Genomic DNA, 15,615 nt, shown 5'->3' with positions numbered 1-15,615 from the left:
GGGGTCAGCGGTGGGCGGCCAGGTTCTGCAGCAACTGCATCAGGCGGTCGAGGCCGAAGCCGATGAGACCGATGGTGAACACGGCCACCATGATCCGGCTCAGCGAATCGGAGCTGCCGTTCTGGAACTCGTCCCAGACGAACTTGCCCAGCCCGGGGTTCTGCGCCAGCATCTCGGCGGCGATCAGCACCATCCAGCCCACGCCGAGCGACAGGCGCATGCCGGTGAAGATGAAGGGCAGGGCCGAGGGCAGGATGATCTTGCGCACCCGTGTACCCAGCGGCAACTGCAACACCTTGCCGACGTTCACGAGGTCCTTGTCGACCGAGGTCACGCCGATGGCGGTGTTGATCAGCGTGGTCCACAGCGAACACAGCGTGACGGTGATGGCCGAGATCAGGAACGACTTCTGGAACATCGGTTCGCCCGTGGTCACGTAGACCGCGCTGACGATCAGCGTCACGATGGGCAGCCAGGCCAGTGGCGAGACCGGGCGGAAGATCTGCACCATCGGGTTGATGGCGGCCTGCACGATCTTGGAGGTTCCGGCCAGGATGCCCAGCGGCACCGCCACCACCGTGGCGAGCAGAAAGCCCACGAACACGGTGTAGAGGCTGGTGATGATCTGGTCGATGTAGGTGCGTTTGCCGGTCCACTGGAAGTTGCGCGGTTCGTAGCTCGGGTCTTCGGCCAGGCGCTCCTTGTTGCGTGCGATCTGGCGTTCGTAGAAGGCGGCTTCGCGCTCGCGCTCGGAGAAGTGTTCCTCGATCAGCGCCTTGGCCTGCACGGCCACCTGAACCGGGCCCGGCACCGCACCCAGACTGGTCTGGATGCGCGAGGCCGCCGCGGACCACAGCGCCAGGAAGAGCGCGAAGGCCATGACGGGAACGCCGACCGACATCATGAAGGCGCGGCCCATTTCGCGCGGATCGCGCAGGGCGGCCACGCCGCCGCCCAGGAGTTTGTTCACGAGTTCCATGGTCAGACCTTGTCAGCGGCCTTCAGGCCGATCTTGAACTTGCCGAGGTAGTCGTTCGGTTTGCGGCCGTCGTAGGCCACGCCGTCGATGAAGCCGGTCTGCACGCCTTTGAAGCCATCGGTCTTGGGCACGTCGGTGGCCTTGAGCTTGCCCTCGGCGATCAGCGCGTTGGCGGCCTGCATGTACACGCCGGGGAGGTAGACCTTCTTGGCGATGTCCATGTACCAGCTGTCCGGCTTGGTTTCCGTGATCTGGCCCCAGCGGCGCATCTGCGTGAGGTACCAGATGGCGTCGCTGTAGAAGGGGAAGGTGGCGTAGTTGCGGAAGAAGACGTTGAAGTCTGGCGAGGGACGCTTGTCGCCCTTCTCGTATTCGAAGGTGCCGGTCATGCTGTTGGCGATCACGGCCTCGTCAGCGCCCACATACTGCGACTTGGACAGCATCTTCACCGCCTCGATGCGGTTGGCCATGGAGGCGTCGAGCCACTGGCCAGCGCGGATCAGCGCCTTGACCACGGCGATGTGGGTGTTGGGGTTGGCCTTGGCCCAGGCGCCGGTCACGCCAAACACCTTCTCCGGGTTGTTCTTCCAGATCTCGTCGTCGGTGATCACGGGCACGCCCACGCCTTTGAACACCGCCTGCTGGTTCCAGGGCTCGCCCACGCAGTAGCCGTGGATCGTGCCCGACTCCATGGTGGCCGGCATCTGGGGCGGCGGGGTCACGGAAAGCAGCACGTCCGCTTTGCTGGTGCCGCTGATGTCGCTCGTGGTGTAGTAGCCCGGGTTCAGGCCACCCGCGGCGAGCCAGTAGCGCAGCTCGTAGTTGTGCGTGGAAACCGGGAAGACCATGCCCATCTTGAAGGCCTTGCCCTCTTTCTTCCAGGCGTCCACGACCTTCTTCAGTGCGTCGGCCTTGATCGGGTGGGCGATCTTGCCGTCCTTCATGGGCAGGTGCTTTTTCATCTCGGCCCAGACCGCGTTGGACACCGTGATGGCGTTGCCGTTGAGGTCCATGCTGAAGGCGGTCACGATGTCGGCCTTGGTGCCGAAACCGATGGTGGCACCCAGTGGCTGGCCGGCCAGCATGTGCGCGCCGTCGAGCTGGCCGTCGATCACGCGGTCCAGCAGCACCTTCCAGTTGGCCTGGGCTTCGAGCGTCACGTTCAGGCCTTCGTCTTCAAAGTAGCCCTTTTCGTAGGCCACCACGAGCGGGGCGCAGTCGGTCAGCTTGATGAAGCCGAACTTCAGGGCTTCCTTCTCCGGGCGCCCTGCTTTCTGCGCCAGAGCGGGCAGACCCAGGGTCGACGCACCGGCCAGGGCCAGGGCGTTGGTGGCGAAACGGCGGCGGTTGACGTTGAAAGAGGCATCGGTCATGCAGAACTCCTTGCTGATTAAAAAAAAGCGGGGGCCAAAAACAAAACGGCGCCCATTTCCAGCCCAGCTTGGTGCGGGCTTGAAATGGACGCCGTTGTCCTGTGTGTCTTGGGAGACTTCGGGATCGCGCCGCCTTTGGCGCTATTCCTTTGCTTTTTATCAAGCAGGGACCGTGCCAGATGGCTGGCGTGATCGGGTAATCTGAGGAAGATCCTTGTTATTCAAGGAAAAAACGGTCCTGTCAGGTGTCCCGGCAGGTGCCTCGGATACCCGCGGCAGGGCCAGAACTCGGTGCGTTGGGCCTCAGCTTGGTGCACTGGCGGCGTGCGGCACGGGTTTTGTGCGCTGCAGCACGGCGCTTGGTTTCAGCGCCGCCGTTCGGGCAGCACCTCGGCCATGGACAGCACCGCTTCGGCCACGTCGATGAGTCGGCGGTTCTGGTTCATGGCCATCTGGCGCAGGGTCTTGTGGGCCTCGGCCTCGCTCAGGTTGCGGTGTGCCATCAGCAGGCCCTTGGCGCGTTCGACGAGCTTGCGTTCATTGAGGCTGGCGCGCACGGTGTCGAGCTCGTCGCTGACGGCCTGCAAACGGCGCGCCTGGTCCTGCACCAGATCAAGGATCGAGCGGTCCAGCTGCACGCCATAGGCTTGCGCCGGGCTGGTGCCGCTCACGTGGTCGGGCACCGGGTCGTGGAAAAACGAGAGCGCGTCGTCGGGCTGGACAGCAACCGGGTGGATGCCCTCGAAGGCCAGCAGCTCGGTCAGGGCGGCCTGGGTCTTGTGTTCGCACAGGCGCTGCAGGCTGTCGGCCAGCCGGTCTTCCACCGTTTTCATGCGGTCCATGCGCAGGCTGCAGCAGTCGAACCACGGCTGGCTCTGGTTGGCGTCGAGCGGGCTGCCGTCGGCGGCGGTGCAGAGCACACGGCGCAGGCGCTCCAGCTCGGCCCGGGCGTCGACGGTGTCGCGGTCGGCGGTGGCCCAGAGCGTGGCGAGTTCGTCGCTGGCGAATTCCTTGAACACCTGCAGGCAGCGTTCCTGCGAATCGATCAGGTGCAGCAGGCGCTGCTGCCCGGCGCTGTCGGCGCGGCCGCTGGCGAACAGGGCCGAGCCGGCAGCGCGCTCCTGGCCGGCGAATTCCTTGCCCTGCATGAAGTTGAACAGCGCCACCAGCTGGCGCGAGATGGCGGGGTCGCTGGCGCTGTCGGCGGCTTCGAACACCACCGCCAGCAGGCCGGCAATGAGGCGCACGAAGGCCTCGGTGGTGTCGCGCGCCGTCCAGGCCTGGGTGTCGATGCGCTCGCGCAGGGCGGGCAGGGCGTCCAGCCCGTGCAGCACATAGGCGATGCGGCTGAACAGGCGTGCGCCATGACCGAGGTGCGCGGCCTGGGTGTCGAGGCTGTCGAAGCAGCGACGCAGCTCGGCTTCGGTGGCCTGGCATTCGGCGATCTGCTGCAAGCGCGCTTCGGCGAAGCGGGTGCCCTGTGAGCCCAGAAACAGGTTGGACAGACCGCGTTCGCGCTGCAGACCGTGGATCAGCCGGCCGGTGACGTTCACCAGCGCGCTGGTGAGCGAGAGCTGGCGCAGCGCGTCGATCTCGCAGCGTTTGGCGGCGATGAGGAAGTTGAGGCCCGACTTCAGGGGCGGCGGGTTGTGGGGCATGCCGGTGGAATCAGCAATAAGCGTGCCGCTGGCGCCACGCGGCCATCAGCGCTCGGCCATGGCGAGCCGGGACGCCAGTCCGAGAAAGACCACGCCGGCCACGCGGTTCAGGCCGCGCTGGGCGGTGGGCGAGCGGCGCAGCCACTGGCCCAGTGTGGCGGCGAACCAGGCGATCGCGCCAAAGGTCAGCAGCGTGGCCGCGATGAACAGCCCGCCGAGCCAGACCAGTTGCAGGCCCACCGCGCCGGCCTCCGGCTCAACGAACTGCGGCAGAAAGGCCAGGAAGAAGATCACCACCTTGGGGTTGGTGAGGTTCATGAGCACGCCGCGGCCGAACATGGCGCGGCCACCGAGATCGGGTGGTGTGCCGTCGGTGCCGTTGTCCACCGGTGCGGTGAACGCCTGCCAGGCCAGCCAGACGAGGTAGACGGCGCCAACGGTCTTGAGCACGGTGAAGGCCCGGGCCGAGGCCGCGAACACCGCGGCCAGGCCCACGGCCACGGCGAGGGTGTGCACGATCAGGCCGGTGCACAGTCCCAGCACCACCCACAGACCGGCGCGCCGCCCGCGCAGGGCCGATTGCATGAGCACAAACACGTTGTCGGGGCCGGGCGCGAGACCCAGCAAGATGGCGACGCCGAAAAAGCTGAGACTGGTGTCGAAGGATGTCATGCCCGATTGTCTCGCAGGCGCGGGACGCGGTCTCTCAGGCCATGGCGGCAGCGCGCTGGCGCTCCGTGGCGCCGGGGTGGGGCATCAGCTCGGCGCGCAGGCTCACCACGCCACCCACCATGATGAGGGCCGGCGGTTTCACGCCATGGGTCAGCGCCAGCTGGGGCAGGTCGGCCAGGGCACCGGTGATGCAGCGCTCGTCGGGCAGGGTGGCTTTCTCCACCAGTGCGGCCGGGGTGTCGCCCGGCAGGCCGTGGGCGATCAGCTGGTGGCAGATATCCGGCAGGTTGTTCACACCCATGTAGAGCACCACGGTCTGGCGCGGGCGCGCGAGCATGGGCCAGTCCATGTCGAGGCCGCGCTCGTCGCGCGTGTGGCCGGTGGCCAGCACGAGTGCGCAGGCGTGGTCGCGGTGGGTCAGCGGTATGCCCACCGAGGCGGCAGCGCCCTGCGCGGCGGTGAGGCCGGGTACCACGGTGAAGGGGATGCCGGCCGCGGCCAGCGCCTGGGCCTCTTCGCCGCCCCGGCCAAAGATGTAGCCGTCGCCGCCCTTCAGGCGCAGCACCGGGCGCCCGCTGCGCGCGAGCCGCAGCATGAGTTCGATGATCGAGGCCTGGGGCAGGGTGTGGCGCGACGATTCCTTGCCCACGTACACGCGGTCGGCGTCGGGCGGCAGGAAGTCGAGCACGGCCGGGCTCACCAGGTGGTCGTAGAGCACCAGTTTCGCGGCCTGCAGGGCCCTCACCGCCTTCAGGGTGAGCAGCTCGGGGTCGCCGGGACCGGCGCCCACCAGGGTCACCAGGCCGGGGGGGTGGTCGCTCGTCGGCGCGCCGTCTGCGGGCCAGGCCGGCGCCAGCCAGCGACTGTGTTCCATCACGCTCATGGGGTTTTCTCCTGGTTATCTGTGTGTCGCCCATTGTTCTTGCGGAGAAACCCCGAGTCCTTGAACCAGTTCAAGGACAAGGCGCGCGCACCGCCCGACGATGCATGCAGCTCGTTGACCGGCGATGGACAGCAGCCAGGCGAGCGGGTCCGACACCCCAGGAGGGAGGAGGGCCACATCCACAGCTGATCCGAGATGGAGAGAAAGAACCCATGAAACCCACCAAGATCATCCTGAGCTCGCTCGCGATGGCGGCCATGCTGGTTGCCGGCGCTCTGCACGCGCAGGACAAAAAGGGCGTCAGCCAGCCCGAAGCCAATTACCAGGCGGGCAGTTCCCCCATCGGCGCCGAGCCCATGGTGCAGAGCGTGAACCCCAAGGCGCCGCCCATGACGCAGACCGAGTTCGATGTGGCGCGCAAGGTGTATTTCGAGCGCTGTGCGGGCTGCCACGGCGTGCTGCGCAAGGGCGCCACCGGCAAACCGCTCACGCCCGACATCACGGTCGGCAAGGGCACCGACTACCTCAAGGTCTTCATCGCCTACGGCTCGCCCGCCGGCATGCCGAACTGGCAGACCAGCGGCGAGATGACCGAAAAAGAGGTGGACATGATGGCGCGCTACATCCAGCACGAGCCGCCAACCCCGCCCGAGTTCGGCATGGAGCAGATGAAGGCGACCTGGAAGGTCATCGTGCCGCCAGAAAAGCGGCCGAAGAAGAAGATGAACAACTTCAACATCACCAACATCTTCAGCACCACGCTGCGGGACACCGGTGAAGTGGCGCTGATCGACGGCGACACCAAGAAGATCATCAACATCGTCAAGACCGGCTACGCGGTGCACATCTCGCGCCTGTCGGCCTCGGGCCGTTACCTGTTCGTGATCGGGCGCGACGCCAAGATCAACATGATCGACCTGTGGATGGAGTTGCCCGACAACGTGGCCGAGATCCGCACCGGCCTGGAAGCGCGTTCGGTGGAGACCAGCAAGTACAAGGGCTTTGAAGACAAGTACGCCATTGCCGGTTCCTACTGGCCGCCCCAGTTCGTGATCATGAACGGCGACACGCTGGAGCCGCTGAAGATCGTGGCGACCCGCGGCATGACCGTCGACAAGCAGGAGTACCACCCCGAGCCGCGCGTGGCCTCCATCGTCGGCAGCCACTACAAGCCCGAGTTCGTCGTGAACGTCAAGGAAACCGGACAGACCCTGCTGGTGGACTACTCGAACATCGACGCGCTGAAGATCACCACCATCGGCACCGCGCGCTTCCTGCACGACGGCGGCCTGGACTCCACCAAGCGCTACTTCATGGTGGCGGCCAACAACAGCAACAAGATCGCTGCGGTGGATCTGAAGGAAGGCAAGCTCACGAAGCTGATCGACGTGGGCAAGATTCCCCACCCCGGCCGAGGTGCGAACTTCACCCATCCGAAATTCGGCCCGGTGTGGTCCACCGGCCACCTGGGTGACGAGACCATCTCGCTCATCGGCACCGATCCGGTCAAGCACCCCAAGCAAGCCTGGAAGGTCGTGCAGACCCTCACCGGCCAGGGCGGCGGCGCGCTCTTCATCAAGAGCCACCCGAAGAGCCAGCACCTGTATTCGGACACGCCGCTGAACCCCGATCCGAAGATCTCGCAATCGGTCGCGGTGTACGACATCAACAACCTGGAGAAGGGTTTTGTCGTGCTGCCGATCGCCGAGTGGGCGGGCATCCAGGACGACGGCGCCAAACGCGTCGTGCAGCCCGAGTTCAACAAGGCGGGCGACGAGGTGTGGTTCTCGGTGTGGAGCGCCAAGAACAAGGAGAGCGCGCTGGTCATCGTCGATGACAAGACGCTCAAGCTCAAGGCCGTGATCAAGGACCCGCGCCTGATCACGCCGACGGGGCACTTCAACGTGAACAACACGCAACACGATGTCTATTGACGCCCCCCTGCGCCGCTGACGCGGCTTCCCCCCGGAGGGGGGACGGCCCTGGTGGCCCGGCGAAGCCGGTTCCACGGGGCCCTGGGGTGGGGCACTTCGTTGTTGTTGCTGTTTTGGAGCTTTAAATGAAAAAAGTGAGTCTGTTGCTGCTGGCGTCCTTCATGGCGCTGGGGTCCGGTGCTGCCTTCGCCGATGGCGAGGCGGCGTTGACCCAGTCCGGCTGCATGGCCTGCCATGCCAAGGACAAGAAGCTGGTTGGGCCTTCGTTCAAGGACATCGCGGCCAAGTACAAGGGGCAGGACGTGGCGGCCAAGCTGTTCGAGAAGGTCCGCAAGGGCGGCTCGGGTGTGTTTGGTCCGATCCCCATGTCGCCCAACGGCGTCGACAAGATCGGCGACGGCGACCTGAAGGACGCCATTGCGGTGATCCTGAAGTCCTGAGTTGACAGCGATGACTGTGCGCTTCGACCTTGTCCTGTCCGCGCTGTTGCTGGGGCCTGTGCTGGCCTTCGCGCAGACCACGCCCGATGCCTCGCGGTCGCGCGAGCTGGTGCGCATGGTGCGGCAGGACTGCGGCTCGTGCCACGGCATGCGCCTCACCGGTGGTCTGGGCCCCGCGCTCACGCGCGAAGCCCTGGCCGATGTCCCTCTCGACAGCCTGGCCGCCGTGATCTACCACGGTCGGCCCGGTACCCCCATGCCGCCCTGGAAGGCGATGCTCAGCGAGCCCGAGGCCCGCTGGATCGCACAACGCCTGCTCCAGGGCTTTCCTGAAGAAATGGCGAAAGCACCATGAAGCGCCGTGAATGGCTGGCCGCCGCGGCCACCCTGTCTTCTGTCGCCGCACTCGGCGGTCTCGCCGGTTGCGCGGCGCCCATGCAACGCGGCACCGGCGACCTCGGCGTGGTCATCGGCCGCGCCAACGGCACGCTCTACATCGTGGACACCACGGCCGAGGCGTTGATCGGCGAGGTGCCCGGCCTGGGCGACCTCTCGCACGCCTCGGTGGTGTTCTCGCGCGACGGCCTGTTCGCCTACGTGTTCGGGCGCGACGGCGGCCTCACCCAGGTCAACCTGCTGGAGCGCCGCATTGCCCGGCGGATCATGCAGGCCGGCAACTCCATCGGTGGCGCGATCAGCGCCGACGGCACGCTGGTGGCGGCGCAGAACTACACGCCGGGTGGCGTGAAGGTGTTCGACGCGCGCACGCTGGAACTGCTGGCCGATATCCCCGCCGAGTACGGCCCCGGCAAACTGTCCCGCGTGGTCGGTCTGGTCGATCTGCCCGGTCGTCGCTTCGCCTACAGCCTGTTCGACGCCAACGCGATCTGGGTCACCGACTGTTCAGACCCGCGCCATCCCGAGACCACCCGGTTCGACAACATCGGCCGCCAGCCCTACGACGCACTGGTCACGCCCAACGGCCGCCACTACATCGCCGGCCTGTTCGGCGAAGACGGTCTGGCCCAGCTCGACCTGTGGGCCGCGGAGCCCAAGGTCCAGCGCATCCTCGGCGGTTACGGCAAAGGTCAGGCGCCGCTGCCGGTCTACAAGATGCCGCACCTGCGCGGCTGGGCCGTGGCCGGGCGCCGCGCCTACCTGCCCGCCATCGGGCGCCACGAGGTGCTGGTGGTCGACACCGAGACCTGGGCCGAAGTCGGCCGCATCCCCGTGGCCGGCCAGCCGGTGTTCGTGATGGCGCGGCCCGATGGCCGGCAGGTGTGGGTGAATTTCGCCGTGCCCGATTACCACCGCGTGCAGGTCATCGACACGCAGCGCCAGGCCATCGTGCAGACGCTGGAGCCTGGCAAGGCCGTGCTGCACATGGAGTTCACGCCGCGTGGCGAAGCGGTGTGGATCAGCAGCCGCGACGACAACCGCGTGAGCGTGATCGACACGCAGAGCTTTGCCATCCGCGCGCGGCTCGACGTCCCCGCACCCAGCGGCATCTTTTTCACCGCGCGCGCCGCGCGCGTGGGGTTTTGAGCCATGAGCGCCACCTGGCCTTTCCGACGGTGCTCAGCCCCGCAGTGCGAAGCACGGAGGGTCGTCCAGTGAACACGCGTGACGCCATCCCCACACCGTTGAGCGCGGGCGACCTGGCCTTGCTCAACCCCTGGCAGCACGGCTTTCCGCTGGTGCGTGCCCCCTTTGCCCACCTCGCCCAGGCGCTGGACCTGCGCGAGGCGGACGTGCTCGCGGCCTGCGAGCGCTTGCAGCGCGCCGGCGCCATCAGCCGCATCGGTGGCGTGTTCGCACCCGGGGCCGGCGGTGCGGCGCTGCTGGCGGCGATGGCGGTGCCCCACGACATGCTGCACGAGGTCGCCGCCACCGTGTCGGCCCACCCGGGCGTGAACCACAACTACGAACGCGAGCACGCCTTCAACCTCTGGTTCGTCATGACCGGCCGCGATGCGCCGGCCGTGGAAGCCGCCATGCTGGCGCTGGAACACGCCACCGGCCTGCCCGCGCTGCGCCTGCGCATGCAGCGCGCCTATCGCATCGACCTCGGTTTTGATTTGCGCCACAGCACCGCGGTGCTGCCCATGCGCGCGACCAGCGCAGCTCACGCCGAGCCCATCGCTGCGGCCGACCAGCCGCTGGCCGCGCAGGCGGAGTCGGGCCTGCCGATCACCGCACACCCGTTCGACGCCTGGGCCAAGGCAACAGGCCGTTCGGTGGTGGACGTGCTCTACACGCTGCAGCACTGGCTGGACGCCGGCACGCTCAAGCGTTTCGGTGTCGTGGTGCGGCACCACGAGCTGGGTTTCGCCGCCAACGCGATGACCGTGTTCGACGTGCCCGACCACCTGGTGGACATCTGCGGCGAAGCGCTGGCGCGCCAGCCCGGCGTGACCCTGGCCTACCGGCGCGAGCGTGCGACGCAGTGGCCCTACAACCTGTACTGCATGGTGCACGGTACCGACCGCGCCGTGGTGCAGGGCGTGATCGACCGCGTGGTGTCTGCAGCGGGCCTGACCGCCCGGCGGCGTGCCGTGCTGTTTTCCACCCGCCGTTTCAAGCAGACCGGCGCACACCGCTTTCGCACGCTGTCACCGCTCCCACAGGAGGTGCAACATGCTGTCGCCCGATGATGCCCGCCTGGTCGGCTTCCTGCACGGCGGTTTCCCGCTGAGCGACCGGCCTTTCGCCGACGTGGCTGCACAACTCGGCTGCAGCGAAGACGCGGTGATTCAGCGCCTGCAGCACCTGCTGTCGCAGGGCGACCTGACCCGTTTCGGTCCGCTGTTCCAGATCGAACGTGCCGGCGGCCGCTTCGTGCTGGCCGCCATGGCCGTGCCCGAAGAGCGTTTCGACGCCGTGGCGAAGCGCCTGGACTTGATGAACGAGGTGGCGCACAACTACCGTCGCGAATCGGCCCGCCCGGACCAGCCCGGCGCCACGCCGCTCAACATGTGGTTCGTGCTGGCGGTGGAGTCGGCAGAACAGATCGAGCCTGTGGTCGCCCGCATCGAAGCGGCGACCGGTCTGCCGGTGTACGCCTTCCCCAAAGAGCGCGAGTTCTTTGTGGAACTCAAACTGCCTCTGTTCGAAGGGGGTGCCCATGGCACTCGATGATTTCGACCGCCGCCTGATCCGCGCCACGCAGTCCGGCCTGCCGCTCGTGCCGCGGCCCTACGAAGCCGTGGGTGCCACGCTGGGCGTCAGCGGCGAGCAGGTGCGCGAGCGCCTGCAGGCCATGCTCGACGCCGGCCTGATCCGACGCATTGGCGCCGTGCCCAACCACTACCGCCTGGGCTTCACCGCCAACGGCATGAGCGTGTGGGACGTGGCCGACGATGTGGTTGATGCCTTCGGCGAACGCATCGGCCTGCTGCCCGGTGTGAGCCACTGCTACCGCCGCCCGCGGCGCCTGCCGAAAGCATCGCCGGGCCGTTCCCAAGGTGCCTTGCCCCCCCCGGGGGGAGACGCCGCGCAAAGCGCGGCGGCAGGGGGCTACTTCTGGCCGTACAACCTGTTCGCCATGCTGCACGGCCGCTCGCGCGAAGAAGTCGAGCAACAGGCGCAAGAAATCGCTTCGATGCTCGGAAGCGCCTGCCGCTCACACGACATTCTTTACTCCACAGCCATCCTCAAGAAGACCGGATTGCGCCTCTCAGAAAGCTGAACACCATGTTTCGCATCAGCCAGTACATGCGCGAGATCGCCGAAGCCGAACACACCGGCCGGTACCCGACACCCGCGCCCCGCGTGCGACAGCAGCCCGCTCGCAATATCTCCGGAGTGGGTGGAAGTTCCACCCAGGGCGCCGCCGGGCTGGCTCTGCCAGACGGCCAGCGCCGCCCCCTTGAGGGGGGCGGGCGAAGCCCGGCGGGGGTGGGACCAGTCGTCATCTGGAATTTGATCCGGCGCTGCAATCTGACCTGCAAACACTGTTACGCACTCTCCGCCGACCACGAGTACGCGGGCGAACTGAGCTGGAACGAGGTGGTCACCGTCATGGACGACCTCAAGGCCTTTCGCGTGCCGGTGCTCATCCTCTCCGGCGGGGAGCCGCTGATGCGGTCCGACATCTTCGACATCGCCAACCGCTCGCGCGCCATGGGCTTCTACACCGGCCTGTCCACCAACGGCACGCTGATCGACGCCCCCATGGCCGACCGCATCGCCGCGACAGGCTTCGACTACGTGGGCATCAGCCTGGACGGCCTGCGCGAGACGCACGACAGGTTCCGCCGGCTTGATGGCGCCTTCGACCGCAGCCTCGCCGCCGTGCGCCTGCTGCGCGCGCGCGGCGTCAAGGTGGGGCTGCGCTACACCATGACCGCGCTCAACGCGCACGACTTCGCGCCGCTGCTGGACCTGATGCGCAGCGAGCAGGTGGACAAGTTCTACTTCTCCCACCTCAACTACGCCGGCCGCGGCAACATCCACCGCGGCCAGGACGCGCAGCACCTCGCCACGCGCGACGCGCTGGACCGGCTCTTCGAGCGCGCCTGGGACGCCGCTACCCTCGGGCTTGACGAGGAGTACGTGACCGGCAACAACGACGCCGACGGCCCCTACCTGCTGCAGTGGGTGCAGGCCCGCTTTCCGCCCTGGGTGGACGCGCTGCGCGAGCGCCTGGTGGCCTGGGGCGGCAACAGCAGCGGTGTCAACGTGGCCAACATCGACAACCTCGGCCATGTGCACCCCGACACCATGTGGTGGCACCACACGATCGGCGACGTGCGCCTGCGCCCGTTCTCGCAGATCTGGAGCGACACCAGCGAGCCGCTGATGGCGGGCCTGAAGGCGTTTCCCCGGTCGGTGGAAGGCCGCTGCGCCAGCTGCCAGCACTTCGCCCTCTGCGGTGGCAACACCCGCACCCGCGCGCAGCAACTCACCGGCAACCCCTGGGCCGAAGACCCGGGCTGTTACCTCACCGACGAAGAGATCGGCGCCGTGGCGGGCAGCGATGCCAGCCGCCTTGCGCTGACCCCTTTCCGCAAAGTGCACATCCTGCGCCAGGAGACCGACCATGCCTGACACATCGAAGCGTTCCTTGCGAGAGACCCTGGCCAACGTCGCCCGTGCCTCCCTGGTGCTGGGCCTGTGCTGGATGGGCGTGGACATGGCGGGCGCGCAGACCACCGCTCCCAACGCCGCCGTGCTCTACACCCAGCATTGCGCCGCCTGCCACGGCGAGCAGCGCACCGGCCTCATGGGCCCGGCGCTGCTGCCCGAGAGCCTGGTGCGACTGCGCCCGGCCGAGGCGCTGAAGGTCATCACCCACGGCCGCACCGCCACGCAGATGCCGGGCTTTGCCGACCGTCTCAGTGCCGCCGACATCGCCGCGCTCGCCGCGCACATCCGCACACCGGTGTCGCCCGCGCCCGTGTGGGCCGAGGCGGATATCCGCGCCTCGCGCACGTTCAACCCCGCATCCGCAGGCGAACCCGAGAAGCCGCTGTGGCGCGCCGACCCCATGAACCTGTTCGTGGTGGTGGAGGGGGGTGACCACCACATCAGCCTGCTCGATGGCGACCGGTTCGAAGTCATCACCCGCTTCCCCAGCCGCTTCGCGCTGCACGGCGGCCCCAAGTTCACCCCCGACGGCCGCTACGTGTTCTTCGGCTCGCGCGACGGCTGGATCACCAAGTACGACCTCTGGCGCCTGCGCGTGGTGGCCGAGGTGCGGGCCGGGCTCAACATGCGCAACGTCGCGGTCAGCGGCGACGGGAAGTGGGTCATGGCCGCCAACTACCTGCCGCACAGCGTCGTGCTGTTCGACGCCGACCTGAACCTGCAAAAAATCTACGGGGCGGCCACGCTGGACGGCAAGGCCTCGTCGCGTGTGTCGGCCGTGTACGACGCCACGCCGCGCCAGAGCTTCGTGGTGGCGCTCAAGGACATCCCCGAACTCTGGGAAATCTCCTACAACCCCAAGGCCGAACCGATCTACGACGGTCTGGTACACGACTACAAGATGGGCGAAGCCATCGCCAAGCCCGGCTTCCTCGGCGTGCGCCGCACGCCGCTCGACGAACCGCTGGACGATTTTTTCTTCGACCAGAGCTACCGCCACGTGCTCGGTGCCACGCGACCGAAAACGGCTGAGGGCTCGGCCACCGCACAGGTGGTGAACCTCGACGTGCGCCGCAAGATCGCCGACCTGCCCATCGCCGGCATGCCGCACCTGGGATCGGGCATCACCTTCGCCTGGAACGGCAGCACCGTGTTGGCCTCGCCGAATCTGAAAGGTGGTGCCATCGACGTGATCGACATGAAGACCTGGAAGCCGGTCGCCACCATCCCCACGCCCGGCCCTGGCTTCTTCATGCGCAGCCATGAAAACAGCCGCTTCGCCTGGACCGATTCGATGATGAGCCCGACCGCCAAGGACACCATGACCATCATCGACAAGACCACGCTGCAACCCGTGGCCACCGTGAAGGAGCCGGGCAAGACGCTGGCCCACATCGAGTTCACCAAGGATGGCAAATACGCGCTCGCCAGCGTGTGGGAGATGGACGGTGCGCTGGTCATCTTCGATGCGGCCACGTTCAAGGAAATCAAACGCCTGCCCATGAGCAAGCCCGTGGGCAAGTACAACGTGTGGAACAAGATCACGCGCTCGGAAGGCACTTCCCATTGAACCCCCTGCGCCGCTGCGCGGCTTCCCCCGCTCCTGCGGGAGGGGAACGCAGCCTGTGGCCCGGCGAAGCCGGTTCCACGGCTGCCCTGGAGGGGGCGCGCGCTTCCGACGCGTGTCCGCAGACAAGGTCGGCTGCGCCATCCCTGAGCGTGGATGAACCCCGCCTGGCCGGCGACGGCATGGTCTGGCTGCTGGTGCTGGCCGAGCTGCTGGCCTTTGGCCTGCTGTTCGTCTCGTTCGCCATGGCGCGCTGGCGTGAGCCGGTGGTGTTCGCGCAGGGCCAGACAGGGCTGGACCTGTCCACCGGGGCACTCAACACGGTCTTGCTGGTGGCGGGGAGCTGGGCCGCGGTGCGGGCCGTGGGCGCGTTCCAGCGCAATCGCCGCGTGGCCGGTGCGCGCTGGCTGCTGGTGGCGCTGGGCGGCGCGCTGGGGTTTCTGGTCGTCAAGGGTCACGAGTTCGCTGGCAAGCTGGAGGCCGGTTTCGACTGGGCCACGGACAGCTTCACCGTGCTGTACACCCTGTTGACCGGCTTTCATTTCCTGCACGTGGTGGTGGGCGCCGTGATCTTCGCGGTGCTGTGGTGGAACGCGCGCTCGGGTGTGTACGGCCCGGACAACCACATGGCGCCGGCGTCGGGCGCCGTGTTCTGGCACATGGTGGACCTGCTGTGGATGGTGTTGTTTCCGCTGGTGTACGTGATCCGTTGAGGGCAGCCAGGATGAAACCCGCCCGCGTCGACCTCATCGCCCTCGTGCTCGTGCTGGCCACCGGCCTGAGCTGGTGGCTGGGGGAGGGGGCCGCCCTGACTCCAGGCCATCTCGGGCGGACCGCCACGCTGGCGGTGCTGGCACTGGCGGTGCTCAAGGGCGCGCTGATCGCGCTCGACTACATGGAGCTGCGCCACGCGCCCGCCCTGTGGCGGCGGGCGGTGCTGGGCTGGCTGGCGGTGGTGATCGCGCTGGTGCTGCTGGCCAGCCTGTTGCCGCGTCCCTGAACGGCAGCGTTCTGGGCCCGC

16 protein-coding genes are annotated in these 15,615 nt (G+C 67.4%); 11 read left to right on the top strand and 5 right to left on the bottom strand.

Annotation, left to right across the window (positions count from 1 at the left end; genetic code table 11):
* Positions 1-4: 4 nt before the first annotated feature.
* The 5 genes from ACN5W5_RS13510 to cobA form a co-directional block, all read right to left on the bottom strand.
* Positions 5-979, bottom strand: coding sequence for an ABC transporter permease (locus tag ACN5W5_RS13510; protein ID WP_420049014.1), 975 nt, complete (start codon positions 977-979; stop codon positions 5-7).
* Positions 980-981: 2 nt separating this feature from the next.
* Positions 982-2,352 (bottom strand): CmpA/NrtA family ABC transporter substrate-binding protein, encoded by a 1,371-nt coding sequence (locus ACN5W5_RS13505; protein ID WP_420049013.1) that lies wholly within the window; start codon positions 2,350-2,352, stop codon positions 982-984.
* Positions 2,353-2,717: 365 nt separating this feature from the next.
* On the bottom strand, positions 2,718-3,989 hold the full coding sequence (locus tag ACN5W5_RS13500) for a nitrate- and nitrite sensing domain-containing protein (RefSeq protein ID WP_420049267.1): 1,272 nt from the start codon (positions 3,987-3,989) through the stop codon (positions 2,718-2,720).
* A gap of 66 nt (positions 3,990-4,055) precedes the next feature.
* Positions 4,056-4,682: a LysE family translocator gene (locus ACN5W5_RS13495; protein WP_420049012.1), complete on the bottom strand. Its 627-nt coding sequence runs from the start codon at positions 4,680-4,682 to the stop codon at positions 4,056-4,058.
* Positions 4,683-4,716: 34 nt separating this feature from the next.
* On the bottom strand, positions 4,717-5,565 hold the full coding sequence (gene cobA / locus ACN5W5_RS13490; RefSeq protein ID WP_420049011.1) for a uroporphyrinogen-III C-methyltransferase: 849 nt from the start codon (positions 5,563-5,565) through the stop codon (positions 4,717-4,719).
* A 248-nt stretch (positions 5,566-5,813) separates the two neighbouring features.
* Here cobA and ACN5W5_RS13485 point away from each other — a divergent pair, with 248 nt between their 5' ends.
* From ACN5W5_RS13485 to ACN5W5_RS13435, 11 genes are all read left to right on the top strand, one after another.
* Positions 5,814-7,499: a cytochrome D1 domain-containing protein gene (locus ACN5W5_RS13485; RefSeq protein WP_420049266.1), complete on the top strand. Its 1,686-nt coding sequence runs from the start codon at positions 5,814-5,816 to the stop codon at positions 7,497-7,499.
* A gap of 125 nt (positions 7,500-7,624) precedes the next feature.
* On the top strand, positions 7,625-7,939 hold the full coding sequence (locus tag ACN5W5_RS13480; RefSeq protein ID WP_420049010.1) for a c-type cytochrome: 315 nt from the start codon (positions 7,625-7,627) through the stop codon (positions 7,937-7,939).
* Positions 7,940-7,949: 10 nt separating this feature from the next.
* A complete protein-coding gene (locus ACN5W5_RS13475) occupies positions 7,950-8,294 on the top strand; it encodes a c-type cytochrome (protein ID WP_420049265.1) in 345 nt (114 codons plus the stop codon).
* Entirely contained in the window at positions 8,291-9,484 is a 1,194-nt protein-coding gene (locus ACN5W5_RS13470) for a cytochrome D1 domain-containing protein (protein ID WP_420049009.1), read from the top strand. The genes ACN5W5_RS13475 and ACN5W5_RS13470 overlap by 4 nt, the downstream gene beginning before the upstream one ends.
* 68 nt (positions 9,485-9,552) lie before the next feature.
* The gene (locus ACN5W5_RS13465) at positions 9,553-10,593 is read left to right on the top strand and encodes an Lrp/AsnC family transcriptional regulator (protein ID WP_420049008.1); all 1,041 of its coding nucleotides are present in this window, start codon (positions 9,553-9,555) and stop codon (positions 10,591-10,593) included.
* Positions 10,577-11,077 carry an Lrp/AsnC family transcriptional regulator gene (locus tag ACN5W5_RS13460; RefSeq protein WP_420049007.1) on the top strand — a complete coding sequence of 167 codons (501 nt, stop codon included), beginning with the start codon at positions 10,577-10,579 and terminating at the stop codon, positions 11,075-11,077. The genes ACN5W5_RS13465 and ACN5W5_RS13460 overlap by 17 nt, the downstream gene beginning before the upstream one ends.
* Positions 11,064-11,627: an Lrp/AsnC family transcriptional regulator gene (locus tag ACN5W5_RS13455; protein ID WP_420049006.1), complete on the top strand. Its 564-nt coding sequence runs from the start codon at positions 11,064-11,066 to the stop codon at positions 11,625-11,627. Before ACN5W5_RS13460 ends, ACN5W5_RS13455 begins: the two co-directional genes overlap by 14 nt.
* A 5-nt stretch (positions 11,628-11,632) precedes the next feature.
* Positions 11,633-12,988 (top strand): heme d1 biosynthesis radical SAM protein NirJ, encoded by a 1,356-nt coding sequence (gene nirJ, locus ACN5W5_RS13450; RefSeq protein WP_420049005.1) that lies wholly within the window; start codon positions 11,633-11,635, stop codon positions 12,986-12,988.
* Positions 12,989-13,061: 73 nt separating this feature from the next.
* Positions 13,062-14,597 carry a cytochrome D1 domain-containing protein gene (locus tag ACN5W5_RS13445; protein WP_420049264.1) on the top strand — a complete coding sequence of 512 codons (1,536 nt, stop codon included), beginning with the start codon at positions 13,062-13,064 and terminating at the stop codon, positions 14,595-14,597.
* Positions 14,598-14,746: 149 nt separating this feature from the next.
* On the top strand, positions 14,747-15,307 hold the full coding sequence (locus tag ACN5W5_RS13440; protein WP_420049004.1) for a cytochrome c oxidase subunit 3: 561 nt from the start codon (positions 14,747-14,749) through the stop codon (positions 15,305-15,307).
* 11 nt (positions 15,308-15,318) lie between these two features.
* A complete protein-coding gene (locus tag ACN5W5_RS13435; RefSeq protein WP_420049003.1) occupies positions 15,319-15,594 on the top strand; it encodes a cytochrome C oxidase subunit IV family protein in 276 nt (91 codons plus the stop codon).
* The last annotated feature ends 21 nt before the right edge of the window (positions 15,595-15,615 follow it).

Source organism: Hydrogenophaga sp. ZJX-1 (genome assembly GCF_048590325.1).
Classification (GTDB): Bacteria; Pseudomonadota; Gammaproteobacteria; order Burkholderiales; family Burkholderiaceae_C; genus Hydrogenophaga.
The sequence above is the reverse complement of the archived record's forward strand: the minus strand, read 5'-3'. Positions and strand labels throughout refer to the sequence as shown.